General features: G+C 43.7%; 13 protein-coding genes. 5 read left to right on the top strand and 8 right to left on the bottom strand.

Annotated features, from left to right (window positions below; genetic code table 11):
- Position 1 precedes the first annotated feature (1 nt).
- The 4 genes from NDN13_RS09180 to soxR form a co-directional block, all read right to left on the bottom strand.
- Complete coding sequence (locus tag NDN13_RS09180) at positions 2-4,894, bottom strand: RHS repeat-associated core domain-containing protein (protein WP_251118017.1); 4,893 nt, start codon at positions 4,892-4,894, stop codon at positions 2-4.
- A gap of 19 nt (positions 4,895-4,913) precedes the next feature.
- Positions 4,914-8,114, bottom strand: a complete 3,201-nt coding sequence (locus NDN13_RS09185) for a type VI secretion system Vgr family protein (RefSeq protein ID WP_251118018.1) — start codon at positions 8,112-8,114, stop codon at positions 4,914-4,916.
- Between the two features lie 311 nt (positions 8,115-8,425).
- On the bottom strand, positions 8,426-10,666 hold the full coding sequence (locus tag NDN13_RS09190; protein ID WP_251118019.1) for a TonB-dependent siderophore receptor: 2,241 nt from the start codon (positions 10,664-10,666) through the stop codon (positions 8,426-8,428).
- Positions 10,667-10,944: 278 nt separating this feature from the next.
- Positions 10,945-11,427, bottom strand: coding sequence for a redox-sensitive transcriptional activator SoxR (gene soxR / locus NDN13_RS09195; protein ID WP_005205283.1), 483 nt, complete (start codon positions 11,425-11,427; stop codon positions 10,945-10,947).
- Between the two features lie 319 nt (positions 11,428-11,746).
- Here soxR and NDN13_RS09200 point away from each other — a divergent pair, with 319 nt between their 5' ends.
- Genes NDN13_RS09200 through adeC form a run of 4 tightly spaced genes read left to right on the top strand, consistent with a single transcriptional unit; the run spans position 11,747 to position 17,801 of the window.
- Positions 11,747-12,175, top strand: coding sequence for a DoxX family protein (locus NDN13_RS09200; RefSeq protein ID WP_251118020.1), 429 nt, complete (start codon positions 11,747-11,749; stop codon positions 12,173-12,175).
- The gene (locus NDN13_RS09205) at positions 12,172-13,275 is read left to right on the top strand and encodes an efflux RND transporter periplasmic adaptor subunit (RefSeq protein WP_251118021.1); all 1,104 of its coding nucleotides are present in this window, start codon (positions 12,172-12,174) and stop codon (positions 13,273-13,275) included. Before NDN13_RS09200 ends, NDN13_RS09205 begins: the two co-directional genes overlap by 4 nt.
- Before the next feature lie 12 nt (positions 13,276-13,287).
- Positions 13,288-16,371 carry a MexW/MexI family multidrug efflux RND transporter permease subunit gene (locus NDN13_RS09210; RefSeq protein ID WP_251118022.1) on the top strand — a complete coding sequence of 1,028 codons (3,084 nt, stop codon included), beginning with the start codon at positions 13,288-13,290 and terminating at the stop codon, positions 16,369-16,371.
- A complete protein-coding gene (gene adeC / locus NDN13_RS09215) occupies positions 16,368-17,801 on the top strand; it encodes an AdeC/AdeK/OprM family multidrug efflux complex outer membrane factor (RefSeq protein WP_285292185.1) in 1,434 nt (477 codons plus the stop codon). Before NDN13_RS09210 ends, adeC begins: the two co-directional genes overlap by 4 nt.
- Positions 17,802-18,028: 227 nt before the next feature.
- On the opposite strand, the gene NDN13_RS09220 is transcribed toward adeC, so the two are convergent.
- From NDN13_RS09220 to NDN13_RS09230, 3 genes are read right to left on the bottom strand one after another with little or no spacing between them, the layout of a single operon-like run.
- Positions 18,029-18,952, bottom strand: coding sequence for an alpha/beta hydrolase (locus NDN13_RS09220; protein WP_251118208.1), 924 nt, complete (start codon positions 18,950-18,952; stop codon positions 18,029-18,031).
- Between the two features lie 36 nt (positions 18,953-18,988).
- Positions 18,989-20,476, bottom strand: a complete 1,488-nt coding sequence (locus NDN13_RS09225; RefSeq protein WP_251118023.1) for a flavin-containing monooxygenase — start codon at positions 20,474-20,476, stop codon at positions 18,989-18,991.
- A gap of 12 nt (positions 20,477-20,488) precedes the next feature.
- Positions 20,489-21,328, bottom strand: coding sequence for an SDR family oxidoreductase (locus NDN13_RS09230; protein WP_251118024.1), 840 nt, complete (start codon positions 21,326-21,328; stop codon positions 20,489-20,491).
- Positions 21,329-21,455: 127 nt separating this feature from the next.
- On the opposite strand from NDN13_RS09230, the gene NDN13_RS09235 reads away from it, so the two are divergent.
- Entirely contained in the window at positions 21,456-22,082 is a 627-nt protein-coding gene (locus NDN13_RS09235; protein ID WP_004805327.1) for a TetR/AcrR family transcriptional regulator, read from the top strand.
- Between the two features lie 21 nt (positions 22,083-22,103).
- On the opposite strand, the gene NDN13_RS09240 is transcribed toward NDN13_RS09235, so the two are convergent.
- Positions 22,104-22,979, bottom strand: a complete 876-nt coding sequence (locus tag NDN13_RS09240) for a metal-dependent hydrolase (protein WP_251118025.1) — start codon at positions 22,977-22,979, stop codon at positions 22,104-22,106.
- Between the last annotated feature and the right edge of the window lie 2 nt (positions 22,980-22,981).

A 22,981-nucleotide genomic window follows, 5' to 3' on the forward strand; every position in this document is an offset into this window, starting at 1 on the left:
CTTAATTACCATCCTCAGGTTTAGGTTTAATATTATAATGCCCATATGTTCCAGAAACATATCCTGTTTGTGTATTTTCAATAGGTCTGACATTCACATGTGGTTCTAAACCTTTGTTTGTCTCAGCCTTAGTATGACCATAAGTATGCTCTTGAATAACGATTTGCTTACCCTCTGTATTTGTATACTGATAATTTCGAGTCATTACAGGTTTCCCATCTTTTAGAACTTTATTTCCATAACCATCATCTAAATACTCTCTCGTTACTATTGGTTGTTGACTTTTTGGAATTTTAGCATCTTGTTTAGCCTTTCTTAGAGCTTCTTTTCTTGAATAAGCGTCATAATGGTTCTTTTTTCCTGGAGAACAATCATCTTTATTCAATCCTAAAGGATCAACCCATCTTATAGGGTTTGGCGCGTAAGCATAAACGTTATTACCACCCAACAACCCAATTGGATCTTTAGAGATAAAACGTCCTACATAAGGCGAATAATATCGATAACGGTTGTAATGTAAACCTGTTTCTTCATCAAAATACTGACCTTGGAAGCGGATATTATTGGTGACGATTTCTGAATTTTCAAAAAAGTTAGATGCTGACTTTACTGATACACGCTCGCCCCATGCCTTATATTCAGCTTTCCAGACCATTTGACCTTGAGCATCACTCATCTCCTGAGGCGTCCCCAAATGATCACAATGATAGAAACAAATATCATCTAAAGATTTTGCTGAGGCAGTCTTACGCCATAAAGGATCTTTGGCAATATGATAAGGCTGATCTGTCCAATCAGGTGTTTGTACAAGCTCAATCGGTTCACGATAGATTGCTTGCAATAGAGGGACAAAACTATCCTTCTCATACACATAATGCTTGGTGATCTGATCATTGGATTCAAAGGCCAAAGTATTGCCATCCCAGCCATAGATCACATTCTGCTCTTCACCTGTATGATGGTGTTTACTGCGCTTTTGAATACGTCGTCCTAAAGCATCATAACGATACTCCGCAGTGTATTCTGTATTACGACTCTTGATTAACCGCCCACAAGCATCCCACTCAAGGTACAAGTCCCCTTTAGATGACTTTTGACGCACCAATTGACCATAAGCATCGTACTGATATTGCTGATCTAAATATGCTTTAACAACATTATTCACTAAACGGTTATAACCATAAGCATTACTTGCTGTTGGGGCTGCACTCGGTTCTTGATGATGATTTCGGTCAATGATGTTACTTGCAGGGTCAAAACTGAAAGTTTCTTTGCCCAGCTTACTATTGGCTTCCAGTAAACGACCGACAGGATCGTATTTATACTGGATATTGCCACGGCGAGTATCTGCAATATTGAGCAATTGCCCCGTTTTATCGTACTGATATAAACGCTGAATCAACTGTTCAGTTTCTTGAATGGCATTGTTCTGTATTGCCTGCTGCGGCGATGTATATGCAAATTCATGCCCATTCAGCACGCGCTGCTGAGTCAGACGCCCCAGTTCATCATAATGCTGCTCTTGGCTAATCCCGTTGGCATAATGGCGGACAGTTTCACGATGCAAATCGTCTCGTTCAAAACTGATAGTATCTTTACCATTCAGGACCAAACCATGAACATGCCCACTGCCATAAGTTAACCAGTCGACCTGTTGCCCATCTGGACGTATGGTTTTAATTCGATCATTAATTTCATCATAACTGTGTTTCCACACCGCAGTTTTATGCGTTTGCTGATCTTGATGATGCTCTCTCACCAGATTGCCGATGACATCGTAATACCACTGAAGATTGCTCTCATTATTTTTAGCCTGAATCAATTGGCCATTATTGTTATAGGCAAATTCTTCAACCTGTTTTTGTTCTAATTCCTGCTCGGTATAGCCATAACCTGCCTGACGCTGCTCTAGTCGTCCCATGCTGTCAAATAGGAATTGTTGAATACGATCTTTCGGTGCAGCCCGATCTTTTAAGTCCTGCCCAAATGCAGAGGCCACCTCAATACTGCTGGATAAATTACCATCTGTTTCATCATATTTGTACAGGGTTTCTTTACCATCAAAATCAATTTCTTTAATCAGGCGGCTGGCAACATCATAGAAAAATTCATAGCTTGCCCCATTTTCATTGGTCAAACGTTTCAGACGATTCAGCTTGTCCCATTGATATTTCAACGTATGCTTCAAGGCATCCGTACGAGATGAAATCAGTCCCGCCGCGTCATATTGATATTGCGTGAGTTGTCCTTTGGCATCGACATGCGCCAATAAACGCCCTTCGGCATCATGAACAAACTGTTCTTCCGTGGCATCAGCATGTTTGACTTTTTCAAGTTGACCAAAAGCATTCAGTGGCAAACCTTGAATGATCGGTTCACGTTGTTCTGTGGTTAGGTCACTATAGAAGTATTCAACCTTTTGTTTTAATGCATTTTCAACTGATTTTACTCGCCCACGTTCATCATACTGCCATGTGGTGGTTTTGCCCGAACAGTCGGTATAACTGATCAGATTACCCTGATCATCATACTTTAACTGCTTGGAACCCCCTTTGGCATCTTTTATCGAAGTGAGTAAACCTAAAGCATTGTAACTGTATTCTGTTATACGTTTTAGCGGATCGATTTCCTTGCTGATATTGCCCTGAGCATCATATTCCTTAAACCAACGCCCTTGCTCAGCATCGACCATACCTGTTAATTGACGCTTGTCATCATAGGCATAATATAAATTTGAACCGTCAGGTTGGGTAACACTGACAATATTGCCATTTTCATCATATTCATAAATGGTTACCGCGGCGTCTCGATCAACATGCTTGGTAACACGGGCAAAATCATCACGGAAGAACCATTCTTCCAATCCATCAGGATAAATGATGCGATAGGTATAGCCATCAATATCATAGTAATACCAAGTTTCTGCCCCATAGGCATCCGTTACATAGGTTAAACGGATATTTTCATCCCATGCCAGTCTGCTCTCAGAGCTGCCATCATCAGCCCATTCGTGAAAGGCCTTCGATGTGGGTTCAATCCCGTCATATTCCAGATTAATACCACGACCAGTCAGATCGGTATAACGGCTTAATAAGTGATGCTCATATTGATAATGATAGCTTGCGCCATTTTCAGTAATGGCCTCGATTAAGTCGCCTTTATGGTTATAGTTATAACTCGCAAGCGGACGAAGCAATTGCCCATTTTCCACCAACCATGCATCGTCAATACGGCCTTGTGCATCGACTTGGAAAGCGACATGCGCCAATAATTTTTGCTTCTCTTTAATCAATACATCCGAAATAAATGAATGATCACCCGATTGATGGTCATAACGAACCGCTAAGGTCACCCCATTTTTATATTCAATCGTAGATAAGCGATAATAATCTTGATACTTTTCAAAAATATGCTTTTCTTCTTTTTGATAAGAAATCATCTGAATATGTTCAGAGATCACACTATAGTAAAAATCTTCTGTTTGATTGTGAAAGCTTTCGCCCACTTTTAATTGAGGTAATTTGACTGGGCGTGCGTCTGGACCAATATATTCCAGCCCTGCCAACGGTTTGATATATGCGGCCTGTTGTTCCGTTTCTTCAATATATTCACTTTGCGGCACAATTCGGGTGGTAAAAGAGGTCAACCATCTTGCCCCGAACTCTCCTTGGTCTAATTGATACAAGTTCGATGCATAGGTTCGATTTAAAATAAAACTTTCAATCGCAGACACATAGGCATCCTGATGAGTTAAAAACTCAGTTCCCAATGCATAAGTAATATGTTTTTTAGTACCTGTTTTGGTCTTTCCACCACCTAAATTCAGTGGACATGACACTTCATTTGGATTGTTTTTAGCTTTGGCTTGGTGATTGGTTTTTTCCAGTTCCCCACTCGGTCGACTCTTTTCTTTTTTAGCGACCTGTTTCTGAGTAATATTGGCTGTGGCTTTTTTCTTTAATTTGAATTTTTGTACAGCTTTTAATAAGACATTTAATAACCAAGCAATACTCATTGCTTTGCCCGGATCGGCTAAAGTCATCAAGAACTGCGGCGCTTTTTTACCAAAACCACGAATCCCTGTAATAACCAGCTGAATCGGCTGTTTCGCACTGGCTGGCACAACCGATGAAACACCTTTGGCAACCGTGTTAATATTTTCCTTAACGCTCGCTTTCCATAAGTTCGTCAAACCATCTACAGCATTATTGAAAGTAGCTTTCGGATTACGCTGTAAGTTATCTAGATTGACTTTATTAAGTTGTTTCTGTGCTTGTTTGACATTACCTGCTGAACTAAAGACGTGACCATTTAATATTTTTTGTATGCCGTTGGCAAAATCATTACTGATGCTGGTGATTTTTGTTCCACAGTGCTGCATCATATCTTTGACAAGCGGTTGAGCTTTTGCCGCAAACTGATCGAGTTCACCTGCAATACGTTCATTTAAGTGATCACTTAAAATCACCAAAATGGTATCGGAAATGACCCCACCTGCTTTTTGACGAACCAGATTCAAAGTCGGTCTCAAGCTCATGCGCATTGTTGCCATGGTTGGCGGTACAGGAATAATCCCAATCACATCTAAACCAAGATTCAGCCAATCCCCAAAACCCGGGTTTGGTTTTTTACTGATATCGATAACATCGTAAACGGCATCCACCAAAGCAATCGCATTACCAATCACTGGAAGCGAGCCTGCTACACTTTTAATGGTATTTAAGTCGACATAGTCCTTGGTGTTCTTCTTCAACCATGAATTGATTTTATTCATACCTGCTTTGACATCAGCAGCATACATTTTGTTTAAAGGCACAACCGCAACTTGTCCAGTATTGGTTCTTACACTCTGTTTATTTTGCTGATTGTTGGTCTTCTTAGGTGGTGTCGCCATCTTTCATCATTCTCAAAGCTTAATTTTTAAAATCAAAACGCGTTAGATCGAACGGATCTTTGGTTTTTTTATCGCTTGCCATTAGGTTTTGTTGCGCACGCAATGGATTTTTGAACTGGGATAGACTGTCCAAAGGACTGCCCATATTTTTCATCACTTTTTGCGCCCATGGGTTGTCCTTGACCTGATCAGCCAATAGCTTATTTGCTTGTTCTGTCAGGTTAGACTGAACCCCCTGCTGTAGCATTGGCAATAAAGCCTTTGCTCCACCCTCCTTCAACTGCTTTGCAGTCTCAAGCGTTTTTAACACGGAAGAAGGACTGGTAAAGGATTGACCTAAAGCATTCTTGGCGCTGCTAACCGCATTTTTAAGACCTGTTTCTGCTTTGCCCAATAAGGTTTGCGCATCAGGGTCATTTTCATTTGGCCACATTGGCGGGCGTTTAAAGTCACTGGATTCCGCCCACGGATCACGTTTATCATCTTCAAATACAACTTTAGCTGCACCCGTTGCCAGCCCAGAAACCCGAACAAAACCTTTATCATCCAATTGACCAGAAAACTGCTGACCCAGTGAATCAATAACCTGATAGCCACCCTGTTTCACAAACTCGCCATGTTTGTAATCGTGCAGCAATTCCAGTACCCCTTGTCCGCGCTTTGGTGGTGGTGGCAAACTGGATTGAGTACTAACACTTGAGCCGCTCATAAACAAATGCTGCCCCGCCTTCACCTCAAACTTGCCTCCCGTCACAGGAAAAATACCTGAGCCATTCAGCTTGATTTGAGAACCGCCTGCGGTAATCACAATTTCTTTCGGACTGCTAATCTGAATTTGACTTTCAGTGGAAATGATCTGGATGCCTTGTTTGGCGAGCAAGTCCAGTCCATCTGACTGTGCCTGAACCTCAAACTTGCCTTTGGCAGCCACCTGCTTAATCCCATTCTGAGCAGCAAACAGGCTAATTCGATTTTGAGCATGGCCAATCAGATTTTTTTGCGTACTTAGGTTAATACTATCGCCTGCAATCTGGTTGATTTGTCCATCTGCAGACACATGAATATCCTCATTGCTGCTTAGACCAATGCCTGCTGGCGAATGAAGTAACAACAACGCTTTATTAAATTTGGCAATCTTTGCTTCAATCTGTTCTGCAAATTCTTTTAACTGTTCTAAAGACTCAATTTCATCAGTTTGCTGATTTTTGGCGACTTCACTTAAAGCCTTGGCATTGTTTTGATTGCCTTCTAGCTGTTGCTTGGCAGGTTCTGCATCGAGATGCTCTCCTTGCGCCTGATCCTGCTTTTGAGTACTGAGCAGTAAACCATTGCCTGCACGCACTGCACCCCATTGATCGGTCCGTAGCTCAAAACCCTCACCCCGATCTTCACTCTCAGCCGCAGCCTTAGGATGGCTGAGTTTACCCAGATTCAATTGAGTGGCGGCATGACTGCTTTGTAGTTGCGCACTAATTTGTCCCGTGGTGTCATCAAAACGTAGCTGGTTAAAACCGTCACCTTGGTATTCTTTGGATTTGATCCCTGCCAGTTTTTTGGTATCAGGCAACTTACCTACATGGTCAAACTTGGTCGGGCTACGCTGTGCTTCATGAATCCGCCCAACCACAAAAGGTCGATCAATATCACCATCAAAGAAATCAATCACCACGATTTCACCAATCCTCGGTAAGAATCGTGCACCGTAGCCTTCACCTGCCCACGGCGTTAATACATCCAGCCATGCAGAGTCAGTATCATTGTCATTGGCACCTGCACCACTATCATGACTGTGGTCATCGGCTCGGGTAAACAGGAAGCGAACTTTAATCCGGCCCCATTCATCCACATAAATTTCGTCACCGCTTGGCCCCACCACTTTGGCACGTTGTGGATGTGTCACAGGTCGATGTTGTAACGGGTTATACTCAGGAACCAGCCCAATATTACGTCGTTGCAATGTCAGTTGATTGGCTTGACGTTCATCAGAGACCGCATGCTGAAAAGGACTGCTTTGCCAATTGCTTTGTTGAAGCAAAGCTGCGACTTGATCCGTTAAATCTTTAGGTAGGTTATTTTGGTTATAGAACGTTTTTGAGCTGATCAGAAACTCTTTGTCTGCGCCATCATGCTGATCAATTTCAGGGTGTTCATTCAGTTCAAACCAATAGCCCACTGGGGTATCGCGAACAGTCGATGTCGCAATAAACTGCTTGGCCTGTGAATCATGATACTGGCTTAAGTTCTGATTCAGTTTTTCAATTTGAGCATTGCCCGATTTGGTGGCGCCATCCTCCCCCTTTAAATCCTGAATCCAAGCAGGGGAAAAATGCCACGCCTGTTCTAATGCAAGCTGTTGGTTATCATGTAGATCGCTATGCTGATGTTTACTCTGAACACTACCTGCCCCTTCTTCTTGTTCTAAGGCATCGGCTTGCCAACGCTGTACATGTACCGCACTTGGTTGCAGAGAACGCTGTGCCACAAATGCCGTAATGCTGTCCTGTGTTTCGGTTGCACTGCTGCGATGAAAGCGGATATGACGGCGCTCTAGGGCTTTATATTGATTATTGTCATCGATGAGTCTGAGTTTCTGCGGCTGAATCTGTTCACTGGAACTGGATACTTTCAGCTGTGCTTCATCAATTAAAGTACTAATGCCTTCCGAAGCCAAAAGCCTTTGAATAAAGTCAAAATCTCGTTCATTATGTTGCATGATGAACGGCCTGACGTCGTAGTCCTTAGTAAGTCCGCTTTTATCGAGAGTTAGACTGGAAGCAAATAAAGGGCTCCGTTGCTGCCATTCAGAAAAAATAGTCTGCACAACATCCACAACAGATTTCGCCATAAAAACACGGCTGTTACGACGCTGCTTCCACAAGGCGGTCGGGTCTTGTACACCTAAACGATAAATAGTCAGCGAACCGTCACTGGCGCCGATATCAGCTTGGGTAATAATCCCTGAGATACGCGTCAACTCTGCTTTATCGGTCACAATATCAATGGCTACCTGACTGCCAATAAAGCTTTTTAAAGGAATGACTGCATTGGTCGAAAGACAGAGTAATTGTAGGTCAAGGCCATGATTGAGCTGATGCAGACCCTCAATACGCTGTAAGAAAACTTGATTATTTAAAGATGTGTTTGAAAATTGAGCGTGAATCGCACGTTTTTGTGCTGTCAGGCCCAAGCTTTCTAAAGCTTGAAAGATATTATTCGCCATCTTTTTTTATAGATTATCTGTTTGAATTTAGCGCATTTTACTCAAAATATCGTTTTAATGTCCATACAGAACCGTCTATTTATGACAATTTACGTCACATTTTTGTTCGCTTTATATTACTGAATCAGGGCGATTAAATTTATACTTTTGAGTTAGATTGTTTTTTACTTAAAATACTTTGATTCACTTTAGCTATTTTTATAATAAGCGTTGCTGCAACTTGCACCTATAGCATCTCAAAAATCTTTTGAATAAAAGCCTATTCTGATGGTTAGGCCTTTATTCACGATTAAAAGTTTATTTTCTGTTGCTTAAAATTTGGCACGTAGCGATAAAGTTACATTCCGTGGTTCACCCCAATAAACACCATTGTAGAAACCGACCTGTTGATAATATTTTTCATCAAATAAGTTATTCACTTGTAGGTTTGCACTGAATGATTCGTTAAAGGTATAGCCCATATTGGCACTCGCCAAGAAGTAAGCATCTTGTCGCACATAACCATCAGAGTTTTTAGGTGCACTGCTCGACTTACTTACGACCTCACTTTGCCAATTCACACCAAAGCCAATATTGAACTTATTTGCGCCGTCCCAGAGCTGTTCAGGGAGTTTGAAATTGGTGTAGATTTTGACTTGATTCTGAGGAAGGGTTGTTGAAGCCTTCACAGTTTCTGAACTAATACTGTTCACATAGGTATAACCCGCCGTAATATTCCACGTCGGTGTAATCCGTCCAATCGCTTCCAGCTCAAAGCCTTCAATTTTTAGGCCTTCACCCGAAGCTTTCATTGGATCACCGCCATCATCGGTTTTGATACCCGCTGCAATCGCCTCTTCATCACGAACTGCAACATTCTCCTTTTTCGACCAGAATGCAGCAGCGGTTGCCAAAAGTTGGTCATCCAATAAACTGGCTTTTAAACCCGCCTCATAGCTTTTACCTGTTTCAGGATCTAGGAAACTGTTATTGCGGTCTTTCTGGCTGCTTGGATTAAACATATCGGTATAACTGGCATAAGCAGTGACAATATCGTTAATCGCGTAAGTGGTACCAAAGTAAGGTGTGAAAGCATCGGTTTTCACATCACTCTTGGTACCATTCGTTGCCGAATAATCACTATAACGTCCCCCGACAATCAATTTTAGATCATCTGTTAGGTTTAGCTTTAAGGTACTGTATGCACCATAATTACGTTGTTTCGCATCTTTAGTCGAAGGAATAACCGTGTAGCCTGGTTTTGGCGTTGCATTACCATTCCATGTACGCCAATCATTGATCACACAGGTATCACCAATATTATTAGAAGGTAGCGTTACCCCATCCACTTTCTTGGTACAGGTCAATTGATTACTGGCAATACCATCAATGAATCCACCCGGACTATCTGTAGAACGATCAAAGCCATTTCCACCAATCACCAATTCATGCTCACGATTAAATAATTTAAACGGCCCACTGGCGAACAACTCTAAGCTGGTCTTTTTAGATTCAGATGTTGGATATACTGTTGACCAAACCCCAACGCCTGTTCCATCATTTTGGTTAGGAAAACCAGAACCGCCATAAGACATCAACCAGAAACTTTTGGACAATGAATGTGAGGCTGCCGCCTTGATCATCCAGTCATTCTCAAATTTATAGGTCAAATCAGCAAATACGGTTTTGTCACTTTGGCTAATGGTATTCCAGCGATTGGCCAAGCTGAAATTGCGCGGTAAATTGGCCAGCGAGCCATCTTGATTCCAGTATGGTACAGTTCCCCACGTTGAACCACGTGGTTGGTTGTCTTGATATTGAAAACCAATACTGCCTGTTAATTTGTCCGTGATATCAGCTTCAACCATTGCCATCGCCGCCAAGGTTTCCAGAGAGTAATAATCCATATAGGATTCTCCCTCTCGACGTGCGGCCATCACACGGCTGCGCACACTGCCATCAGCCGTCAAAGGAATTGAAACATCAGCCTCATTGCGAATGGTATTCCAGCGACTAAATGAGGTGGCAACCGAGCCAGTCAGTTCTTTTGCAGGCCGTTTACGAATCATATTGATGGTAGCAGATGGATTTCCCGTAGATCCTGTTAAACCTGTTGCCCCCTTCACGACTTCAATACGGTCAAAGAAAAAACTATCAACACGCGGGCTATTCTCTCCAATTGGCATGCCATCAATTTGACGGTTGCTAATCGCATACCCCCGCGCAGAATAGTTTGAGCGTTCACTATCATTTTTAGTCACGGTGACCCCTGGCGTGGCCGCAAGCACATCATCAATAATATTGAGATTACGTTGCTCAATCTGTTCCCGCGTAATGACACTGACGGATTGTGGTGTTTCTTTTAAGGAAAGTTTTAGCTTGGAGGATGTGCGAGATGATTTCGCTTGAAAGCTTTCGCTACCTTCCGTTTTTTCATCCTCGGCTGCAACTTTAATGGTTGGGAGTACGCTTGCGCCCTGTTCTTGCGCCCAAGTGTTATGTGAAAATGCCCCGAAAATCAGAATCGATTTTATCGCAATATTTAAAGCAGATTGTTTAAGCTGATTGTTCATAATGCTGCAATTAATTAAATAAGAATCATTATTATTATCAATATCAATACAAAAATAAATACAGAATTCACAATTGCTTAATATTTATTTGATTTCAGGTAAAAATTGGCTCAAGCCTCGATGGCTGTCATTAATCATTTGATTGATAGATCAAGAAATATACATAAATAGCGTACTTGCATTTTTTCAAGCACGACAACGCGCAACACAAAAGCAGCTTGAAAGTCTTAAATGGAGCCAAGCTTAAATTCTATTTATAATTTTTATTTTTCAATTACTTAAAATTCTATTATTGAATCATCCTCGCGCTCTAAAATACGCGGACCTGAGCCCTGCTCTGCCAGGATATCTTCTGGATTACGCAAACGGCATTGTTCCAAAGATAAACAACCACAGCCAATACACCAATCCATTTCATCTCTTAAACGAGTCAGCTTCTGGATTCGCTCATCCAAATCTTTACGCCAACAAGTGGATAATTCTGCCCACTGCTCCGCCGTTAACTTGCTGCCTATCGGGTAAACACTCAACGCTTTTTTAATCTCCTCCAATGAAATGCCCACTTTTTGCGCAACCTTAATAATTCCGATATAGCGCAGCACAGCCAAAGGATAACGACGTTGATTGCCATTGGTTCGAATACTTTTAATCAATCCTTTGGATTCATAAAAATGTAGGGTGGAAACCGCGACACCACTTCGTTTAGCCACTTCCCCAACCGTCAGCATCCGATTGATATCAATTTTTCGTTCGAGTGTCATGGTTCAATATCTCAATATTACTTTAGGTTTTATAGTGTATGGCAACACGATTTGTCAATTTAAAGCCTTGTAGCATGAGTCAAAACAAGCCATTTGCTTAAATCCAGCCTCATAAAAAATGCAGAAGCATCGACAGAAATTGTGCTGACGCTCCTGCTAAAAATGCCTTTTTCCATACTTTAATTTTCGAGTTCACCCCATTGACCTCAATATAACTTGAGGTTTTAGACTGCTTGGCACTGCATTATCAAATGCAATTAAGCAATTCATTTTTAATGTTTTTCAGCAGTCAGTCTGAATCTACTCAGGAAATACGCCTATGCCGTACTTCATTAAATCAAGTTTAGAAAGTCAATGGTTATGGATCATTAGCCGGTGTTGTCTGGCACTGTTATTTTTTAGCTCAGGTCTCAGCAAAGTGCTGGATGTCGATACTGGCTTTCAGGAAATGCAAGCTGCAGGTTTAGAGCCTACATGGCTGTTTAATTATGCCTCGGCACTGGTCTTACTTGTGGGTGCATACAGTATTTTGTTTGATCGCTACCTTTGGTTGGGTGCTGCACTGCTGTCTGTTTTTTTAGTAATTACGATTGTATTGGTACATACCTTTTGGAACCTGTCTGGGGGACAAGCACAAATTGCGCTGTATTTTGCACTTGAACACATTTCGGTGATTGGTGGCTTAATCGGTACGGCTATTGCCAGCCATTTTCGTCAACAGCTGCAAGATGTTGGAGTGATCGCATGAAAACCAAACTGCGTATTTTGCTGATTATCAGTATTTTAATTGTCATTGCTGTAGCCGCTTATGTTTATTTTAAATCCCGCTCCACAGAGAATGCCTCCAGCTACAGTTATCCACCCGTCAAAGTCGCGCTGACAACAGTCAAACAACAAGTCACACCGCGTATTCTCTCCAGTATTGGCGAGTTGGAAGCAGTACGGCAAGTTCAAGTCTCTGCGGAAACGACAGGCGTGATTGAACAGATTTATTTTCAGTCAGGACAATCCGTCAAAAAGGGACAATTACTGGTTCAACTCAAAACCAATGTCGAGCAAGGCAATTTAGGGCGGCTACAAGCCAAGTTAAAACAGGCGGAAATGGCCTATCACCGCACCAAACAACTGATTGATAGTAATGCGATTTCACGCGCAGAAATGGATACGGCCTTGGCCGACCGAGATATGACCCGCGCTGAAATCCAGCAACTGCAAGCACTGATTGAACAGAAATCTATTCGTGCACCCTTCTCTGGGGTGATCGGGATTCGCCAAGTGCATCAAGGGCAATACCTTGAAGCAGGTAGCAGTATTGCCAATCTGGTCGATACACAGCAACTGCTTGCCAATTTCACACTGGATGAACAACTGGCGGCACGCTTAAAAACAGGCCAAGCCGTTCAACTGAAAATAGATGCCTTTCCTGAAAAAAGCTTCTCTGCGGTGGTGAATGCGATTGATCCGATGGTGAGTAAATCCAGAACCATGACCGGACAGGCACTGCTCAATAATCAACATCAACAGTTAAAACCAGGCATGTACGCAAAAATAGAGATACAGGAAGCCAATCTACCCAGTTTGGTCATCCCTGAAACAGCGATCACCTATACCGCCTATGGCAACACTGTTTTTCTAGTGAAACATGAGCCACAAAAACAAACGGTACAACGGGTTGCGGTCGAACTCGGCGAACGTCATCAAGGTTGGGTCGAAGTGCAATCTGGTGTTAAAGCAGGTGACCAAGTGGTGGTTTCAGGTCAAGTTCGACTCAGTGATGGCATGCAAATCGAACCAACGGTGAATAGCCTAGAGCAAACTTCATCGTCCCAAGCCAAAGCCAAGCTTTAGGGAGACACTCAGATGAAATTTACCGATCTTTTTGTAAAACGCCCTGTACTGGCTCTGGTGGTCAGTACCCTGATTTTATTGGCAGGTCTATTCTCACTGAATAAACTGCCGATTCGCCAGTATCCCTTATTAGAAAGTTCAACCATTAGCATCAGCACTGAATATCCGGGTGCATCAGCTGAACTGATGCAAGGTTTTGTCACGCAACCGATTGCACAAGCGGTCTCTTCGGTTGAAGGTATTGATTACCTCAGTTCGTCCTCAGTACAAGGCCGCAGTGTCATCACCCTGCGCATGCAACTCAATCGAGACTCCACTCAAGCCCTGACCGAAGTCATGGCCAAGGTCAACCAAGTTCGCTATAAATTGCCAGAACAGGCATTTGACCCTGTGATTGAACGCTCCTCAGGCGAATCGACCGACGTGGCTTATATCGGCTTTTCCAGTGAACAACTGTCTATGCCCGAGTTGACCGAATACCTATCACGGGTGGTTGAACCGATGCTATCCACCATTGAAGGCGTGGCAAAAGTTCAAACCTATGGTAGCCAACGCCTCGCGATGCGGATCTGGTTGGATGCAGACCGTTTGGCCAGTCGTGGCGTGACCGCTGCCGATGTCGCCAGTGCGATTCGTCAAAACAACTACCAAGCCGCCCCCGGTCAAATCAAAGGTGAATTGGTGGTTTCCAATGTCAACGTGTCAACCGAGCTAACCAGTATTCAAGACTTTAAAAATCTGGTGATCCGTAATGATGGGCAGAACCTGATTCGTTTGCAGGATGTCGCCACGGTTGAACTCGGTGCAGCATCTACCGAAACCAGTGCCTCGATGGACGGGCAACCCGCAATTTTTATTGGTTTACAGGCCACTCCAACAGGTAATCCACTGGTGATTGTTCAAGGCATCAAGGATAAATTGCCTGAGATACAGAAAACCTTACCGCCGAGTGTCAAAGCCAATCTGGCTTATGAAACCGCACGTTTTATTGATGCTTCGATTGATGAAGTGCTGCATACCTTTATCGAAGCCCTGATTATTGTCATTGCTGTGATCTATCTGTGCTTAGGTTCACTTCGTAGTGTCTTGATTCCTGTGGTGACAATTCCACTCTCAATGCTGGGCGCTTTAGGCCTGATGCTGATTTTTGGCTTTAGTATCAACTTACTGACCTTATTAGCGATGGTACTGGCAATTGGACTGGTGGTGGATGATGCCATTGTGGTGGTGGAAAATGTACACCGCCATATTGAAGAAGGCTTGTCACCTATTGCCGCCGCACTGGTAGGTGCACGTGAAGTCGCAGGCCCCGTGATTGCCATGACCATTACCCTTGCTGCCGTCTATGCGCCGATTGGTCTGATGGGTGGATTAACAGGTTCATTATTTAAGGAATTTGCACTGACCTTGGCGGGCGCAGTTTTGGTCTCAGGGATTATTGCCCTCACCCTCTCCCCAGTGATGAGTTCTTATCTGCTGCAATCCAAGCAGGAAGAAGGCCGCATGGCTAAAGCTGCTGAATGGTTTTTTGAACGTTTAACTCATGTCTATCACCGCTTACTGCAATTTTCATTGCAGCATCGTTGGATCACTGTGGTCTTTGCCATTGCTGTTTTTGCCAGCCTACCTTTTCTTTATCAACTCCCACAAAAGGAACTGGCACCATTAGAAGATCAAGCCAGTGTGCTAACTGCGATTAAGGCACCACAGCATGCCAATTTAAACTATGCCGAACACTTCAACTATGAGTTGGATAAAGTGTTCTGGACCCTACCTGAAACCAGCACCACTTGGATTATTAATGGTACTGATGGCCCAGCAGCCAGTTTTGGGGGTACTACCTTATCCACGTGGGCTGAACGTACACGCTCTGCCGATGAACTTCAACAGGAACTGCAAGCCAAGGTCGGTGCTGTAGAAGGTAGCAGTATTTTTGTATTCCAAAATCCAGCTTTGCCCGGTTCAACAGGTGGCTTGCCGGTACAAATGGTGCTGCGTAGTGCCCAAGACTATGCCACCATTTATCAAACCATGGAAAATATCAAACAAAAAGCTCGTGAGAGTGGCTTGTTTGTAGTGGTAGACAGTGATCTGGATTTCAATAATCCAATGCTGAAAATTGAAGTCGATCGTGCCAAAGCCAATAGCTTGGGTATCCGTATGCAGGACATCGGCGAAGCACTGGCGACCCTCGTAGGTGAAAACTATGTCAATCGTTTTAGTATGTTAGGCCGCGCTTATGATGTCATTCCTCAAAGTATCAAAAGCCAGCGTCTGACCCCACAAGCGTTGACCCAGCAATTTGTACGCACTGATCAGGGAACATTGATTCCACTATCTACCGTGGTCCGTCTGAATGAACAAGTCGAGCCGAATAAACTGACGCAGTTTAACCAACAGAATGCCGCAACCTTCCAAGCCATACCTGCGCCTGGCGTTTCTCTCGGCCAAGCCTTAGCGTTCCTTGAACAAGTCACGGCTGAGTTACCGACGGGTTTCAGCCATGACTGGCAAGCCGATGCGCGTCAGTATATGCAGGAAGGCAATACGCTGTTGTTTGCATTTTTGGCTGCATTGGTGGTGATTTATCTGGTCTTGGCCGCGCAATATGAAAGTCTAGTCGACCCATTCATTATTTTAATTACCGTGCCCCTATCGATTTGCGGTGCCTTGATACCCTTGGCACTCGGTTATGCCACCGTCAATATCTATACCCAAATTGGTTTGGTGACCCTGATCGGTTTGATTAGTAAGCATGGCATCCTCATGGTTGAATTTGCCAATGAGTTGCAACTGCATGAAGGACTGAACAAACAGGCCGCCATCCTTAAAGCGGCACAAATTCGCTTACGCCCGATTCTGATGACCACGGCGGCGATGGTGTTTGGTCTTATTCCACTACTGTTTGCCACAGGTGCGGGCGCACATAGCCGTTTTGGTCTTGGATTGGTGATTGTGTGCGGTATGTTGATTGGCACATTCTTCACCCTGTTTGTATTGCCCACCATTTATAGTCTGCTGGCACGTCAACATAACCAAAGTTCGGCTCGTGTACAGGAACTACAGAAAATTGATGCGATGGAGTCTCAAGCATGAATAACGATCCAGTCTTCACCAAAAGCTCCCAGCATCATTCATCTAAGTCGATGATAAGCACTGGACTCATCATGGCAGCTTTGGCCATGTCACTGAATGGCTGTCAAAACTTTAAACCACAACCACCTATCGTCAGTGCTGATATTCCGAACAGTTATGATCATTCGATTCAAGGCAGTTCCATTGCATCCCAAGGCTATCAGCAGTTTCTTGCTGATCCACGTTTGGTGCAGGTAATTGAACTAGCCCTCAGTCATAACCGTGATTTACGCAGCGCAAGCCTGAATATTCAGCGCGCACAGCAATATTATCAGATCAGGAAAAATGATCAGTTCCCTGTAATTGCTGGTCGTGCAGATCTGCTTCGCCAAGTCTCCCCGACACTTGATCCCAATAATCCCAGTTCAAGCTTGCAAGTCGGCCTCGGTTTGACGGCTTATGAGCTGGATTTTTGGGGACGGATTCGCAATTTGAAAGATGCGGCACTGGATCGTTATCTGGCGACTCAGAGTGCGCGTGATGCCATGCAAATCAGTCTGGTCAGTCAAGTCAGCCAAGCATGGTTAGATTATGCCTTTGCCCATGCACAGTTGGAACTTGCCCAACAAACGCTTGCGACACAATTGAATGCCTATCAGCTCAATCAAAAACGTTTCGATGCGGGCACTGACAGCGAAATTCCCTTACGTCAGGCACAGATCTCGGTCGAAACTGCTCGTCATGATGCGGCCAACTACCAAACGCGGGTGATGCAGGCACAAAATTTACTTAATCTGTTGGTGGGACAACAGCTTCCTGTAGACCTCTTGCCACAACAACCCGTTAAAAACATCAGTACCAACGCAGTTTTAAGCACAGGTTTAAGCAGTGAGTTACTGAATCATCGCCCTGACCTCAAACTCGCTGAATATCAATTGCACGAAGCAGGTGCCAATATTGCGGTTGCCAAAGCGGCCTTATTTCCTAGCATTCGATTAACAGGCTCAGCGGGTTATGCATCGACTCAACTCAGTGATCTGTTTAAATCTGGTCATGCAGTCTGGTCGATTGGCCCGAGTCTGGATCTACCGATCTTTGACTGGGGCACCCGTCAGGCCAATCTTAAGATTTCAAAAATCGAGCAGCAAATCGCACTATCGAATTATGAAAAATCCATTCAATCTGCTTTTAGAGAAGTCAATGACAGCCTTGCCACACGTGCCTATATGGATGAACGGATTACTGCACAACAACGCTTAGTCGATGCGACCAATCGGAACTATAAACTGTCTAATACCCGCTTTCGTGCAGGGATTGATAGTTATTTAAGTGTCTTGGATGCACAACGCTCTCATTATGCTGCTGAGCAAAGTTTGTTATTACTGGAACAGGCACGGCTCAACAATCAGATTGAGCTATACAAAGTATTGGGTGGAGGCTTAACACAATAATCATCACAGGGGTTTTAAGAATGGCTATGGCTGTTGTTAAAACCTCATCCAACCAAACAAAGATAAACTTGGCGAACAACCAGAACAAAAAAGAGCAGCATATAAACCAATTGAGCTAATGTTTTATTTCTTATACTTGTACGACTGCCTATTTTTAAGATCAATCAGCAATTTATATAAATGTTAAAAATTAAAATGAACCGTTTCAAAAGTCTAGAACGTGAAGCTTATGTCTTTGCCAAAATCGCTTGAATAAAATCACCAATCTCATCTAATGCCTGTTCAGATTTTTGTACAAAGCGATTAAACATCTGAAAGTTATGCCACATATTTTCATAGACATGCAGATGAACCTGCACACCCGCTTGTTGGGCACGCTCAGCCAGATTAATCGCATCATCCACGAGAATCTCTTCACTGCCTGCTTGGATCAATAGCGGTGGAAGAGCGTTTAAATCAGCAAAAATAGGCGAAATACGTGGATCATTAGATCGTAATTGCCCGCGATATCCATCCCCACCCCGTTTTAAAGCATAGGCACGAATCATCGGATCTCGTTTGGCATTTTTAAATACTGAAGCCGAGCTTAAGGTGATATCCACATAAGGCGAGATCATGATCATCCCAGCAGGTAAAATCTGCCCTGCCTCTCTTAATTCCACCGCGAATGCTAAGGCCAAGGCACATCCACCTGAATCTCCACCCAAAATAATTTGCTCAGGCGTCCAGCCATCACTTAACAAATGTTGATAGACCGACCTCACATCCTCCAATGCCGCAGGATAAGGATGTTCAGGCGCCCGTCGATAATCCAGCATATACACGTTGACCTTGGCTCGTGCAGCCAATTCGGTAGCAAGTGCGCGATGGGTTCGTGATGAACCGGCAAAAAAAGCACCGCCATGACAATGCAATAATACCCCTTGCACATCACTATCTGGCGTTGCAACTTCGGCTGGAACGAGGCGTTGATCAAGCGCATCTCTTAATTTAATCTGCTGAATGAAAACATCGGCTCTGGGTTTGAAAATGCGTGACCCGATCTCCATTGCGCCACGCAAGATTGGAAAAGGTAAAGCTAAACCACTGGCCAGCTTAAAACTCAGTCGCAAACTCATTTTTACGCCTGTTTCAATCATCTTTTGCTGCATCATGTGCTCCTGTTAATGGCATCACCGAGTCATCATTTAACTGGCTTTTTTCTCAGGTTCAGACTCAGTAAAACCAAGTACATAATCATTCAGATCACATTGCGCTAAACGAGCACGCATCTCAAAGGTGGTCCACGGCCATAAGGTACTGTTACGCCCATTACGATCGATAAAGTAGCTGCTGCATCCCCCTGTGTTCCAGACCGTATTTTTTAATGCCGCTTGGATTTCATCATTGTATTGCTCCAATACCTCAGCACGAATTTCAACAGTTTCAATCTCTTGTGCCTGCACCTTCTTCAACATATCCAAGATATAAGCCAATTGCGCTTCAATGATAATCAGTGCCGACGAGCTAACCGCAATATTAGGACCAAACATCACAAAGGCATTGGGGCAGCCTTCAACTACTGTACCTAAATAGCCTTGGGCACTGCCTTGCCACACCTCATCCATGCTTTTGCCATGTTTATTACGAATCTGTTTGGCAATTGGAGGATTACTGACTTCAAAGCCTGTGCCAAAAATAATCGCATCGACCTCATGTTGCGATCCATCACTGGCGATTAGCGTATTGCCACGCACTTCTGCTACCCCACAGCGCAATACCTCTACATTCGACTTTGCCAATGCCGGATACCATTGATTGGACTGTAATACCCGTTTGCAACCGATGGTAAAGTCAGGCAATAGTTTTGCTCTTAGCGCAGGATCTTTTACCCCTAAGCGAATATTCAATTTGGCTAAGCGTTCAATCTGGCTGACCAGTTTTGGATGATGCATACTGGAGTTTAACGATTCGAACACGCCATAAACGCCATAACGGGTCAAACGCTGAGTGATGGGAAGCACTTTAAACAGTGCCTGAGCAAGTTTTGGCAGGCTTTGATCCATTTTTGGCAATACCCATTGTGGGGTACGCTGTAGCAAAGTGAGTTTCTTAACTTGAGCTTGAATCTCAGGTACAAATTGAATTGCAGACGCGCCTGCACCAACAACGGCAACTTTTTTACCGTTTAAGTCAACATCATGATTCCATTCTGCCGAGTGGAACTGGGTGCCCTTAAATGTTTCTAAACCTTTAATTTTAGGCAGTACAGGTTGATGCATTGGCCCACCTGCCATAATCGCAAAACGGGCATGAATGAGACCTTGATTGGTTTTCACCACCCAATGTTTGGCCTGATCATCCCAAGCACTTTCCAGCATTTCATAGCCAAAGCGCACATACTTTTGCACATCGAATTGCTGCGCAACATTTTGTATATAAGTCTTAATTTCTTGTTGCTGCGCAAACACCCGACTCCATTGTGGGTTCGGTGCAAAAGAATAGGAATATAACGCTGACGGTACATCACAAGCACACCCCGGATAGGTGTTGGCACGCCAGACACCGCCAATTTCATCAGCTTTTTCCAAAACCACAAAATCCGTGAAACCTGCTTGTTGTAATTTAATGGCGGCTCCAATCCCTGCAAAGCCAGCCCCAATAATCACCACATGAAATTTTTCGATCTTTGCCATGAGTTTTAATCCTTATTTTGTCTGTGCCAATTGGCTTAAACGTTGGCTATATGCTTTGCGATCATTCTGATCCAAGCCTTTTAAAATACGGTCATCCCCAATCAGTTTTCGGAATCCGGTATTCAGCCAATGCGGCACCAATCCATAGGCTTTGGGGGTATGGGTTAAATAATTCGGTACCGCAATTTCAGCTAGATTATGTGCGATGGCTTGAATAATCGCATTCGCCACATCTTGCGGTTCTACCGTCGGAATCGGCAAACTGTCACCTGTTCCAGACGACAACTCAGTCAAGACTTTGGATGGTAATACGGCAGATAAGCCAATCGGCGTATCTCTCAGCTCTTGTTGCATCGATGCGGTTAAACCCACCACTGCGAATTTGGTCGCACAATAAATACTGGCGCCTGGAATTGGATATTTACCCGCGAGAGAAGCAACATTAACGATATGCCCTGTTTGTCGCGCCAGCATTTTGGGCAATACCGCTTTCATGCCATGAATCACCCCACGCAAGTTGATATCAATTTGCGCATCGGTGATGGCTTGGCTTTCCTCAACCATCGCTCCCATTGGCATAATGCCAGCGTTATTGACCAAAATATCTATGGGACCCAATTGCTTTTCAATCTGCAAAATGAGGTCATGAAAAGAGTTCTGTGAACGCACATCTAAATAGCCGCCAAAGCCTTGCACTTTAGTGGCGGCTTGTTGTGCCAACTCCAGATCAATATCGCCAATCGCTACTTTGGCACCGAGTTTTCTAAAGGCAACGGCTGTGGCTAAACCAATCCCTCGCCCACCACCTGTAATGAACACCACTTTGTTTAAAAAACTGTATTTTTTTCCCATTTCCAGTTCCTTTTATTAATCAAAAAACCACCAACCCGGAACATAATGTCATTTACGGAATGAAGTGTCAATTTTCGTTGATTTTGTTTTATCGTATTTCCGATGAAGTTCTGATAAAATTTTTGCCATGAATGATCAAACAACTCTCTCGCGTGCTGAACGCCAACGTATTCAATTACAAGCAGAAATTATTGAAGCTGCTTTTTTGGAATTTTCTGAACGCGGTTATCATCAAACTGCGATCTCTGACATTGCCAAAAGACTGGGTATTGGCCATGGTACTTTCTATCGTCATTTTGAGAATAAAAGAGACATTCTGGATAAAGTCATTGTCGATACCATGTTCAAAATCACCGCCTTATTGGCCGATGAAAATGCGCCTGATGCGGTATCCACCCTTGAGGCTTATCGCATCCAATGTGAAAGGATTTCCAGTAAATTTCAGGAATTTGCCAAGGACAACCCACGTGCGGTACGTTTGATTTTGCTTGAAGCAACCTCGATTGATAAAGAAATGACCGCCCAAGTGCATAACCTGCTGCACCTCGGTGGCCTCCTCACCGCAGACTATTTAAAAAATGGGGTGAAATGCGGTTATTTAAAAGCGGATCTGGATACCGAAATGACCGGACATGCCATTGTCGGCATGATTATCGCAGGTGCATTTAAGTTCTTATCTGCACCTGAAGATGCCAATCTGTTAAAAAAATATAGCGATGCTGCAATTCAAATGATGATGGCAGGCATCGCATAAAACTCAACTTAGGCTTGTGATTTATGCCTGCTTAAACACTGGCATTTGATTTAAATAAGCCAAGGCCTGTTCTGTTGACCCTTCATGTAATGGGCTGTGTTTGGGATTTAAATAACGTAAGCAAGCAGTCAAGACATAACCCACACGAGGCACGCGATCCTGTCGGGCAGCACGCAAGTAATCTTTAAAGCGAAAACGCTGTGGTAATTGCGGATCTTTTGCAACCAAGGTTTCCACAGCGACATAAGCCAATATAATAAATAAAGGAAAAGTAACAGCAGCCGTTGCGGTTCGCAGCAGCATGTTATTGCTTAAATGCCGAAACATGGCATCGGCGACTTCACGATGTTCTACTTCTTCGGCACCATGCCATTGCAATAGACGCAGCATTTCCTCATCGACAGGTGCTTGTTGTAAACCTTGCGCATTGAGTACCCAATGTCCTAATACGCCCGTGAGATGTTCCGCAGCGGCAACCATGGCAAGACGAGTCTGTAACCATCTCAACTTCAAAGCAGAGTGACGCAGCTCATAACCGAATGGTTTCTGCCCCAGCATGTCATGAAAGATCCAGTTCACCAGTTTGCTATATTGACTCAGATCAATCCCCAAGGCCTCAATATGTCGCGTGCCCAAGGTATGTCCATAACTGTGCGCCGCTTCCTGCTTGATAAAAGCCATGACCGCTGCTTTTAATTGTTGATCTTGAATTAGTGGCAGTGCATCTCGAAAAGTCTGACAGAACCAGCGTTCAGGTGCTGGTGTAATGGGATTGATGACATTAAGGATCTGCGATGCCAAAGGATCGTCATAAATCCAGTGGCTCGGTGTTCCTGCAAAATCAAATACGGGACGTCGAGGAACAATGTGATGGTTTTGTTTGATGAATCCACGCATAA

The sequence above is a fragment of the Acinetobacter sp. C32I genome (genome assembly GCF_023702715.1).
Lineage (GTDB): Bacteria > Pseudomonadota > Gammaproteobacteria > Pseudomonadales > Moraxellaceae > Acinetobacter.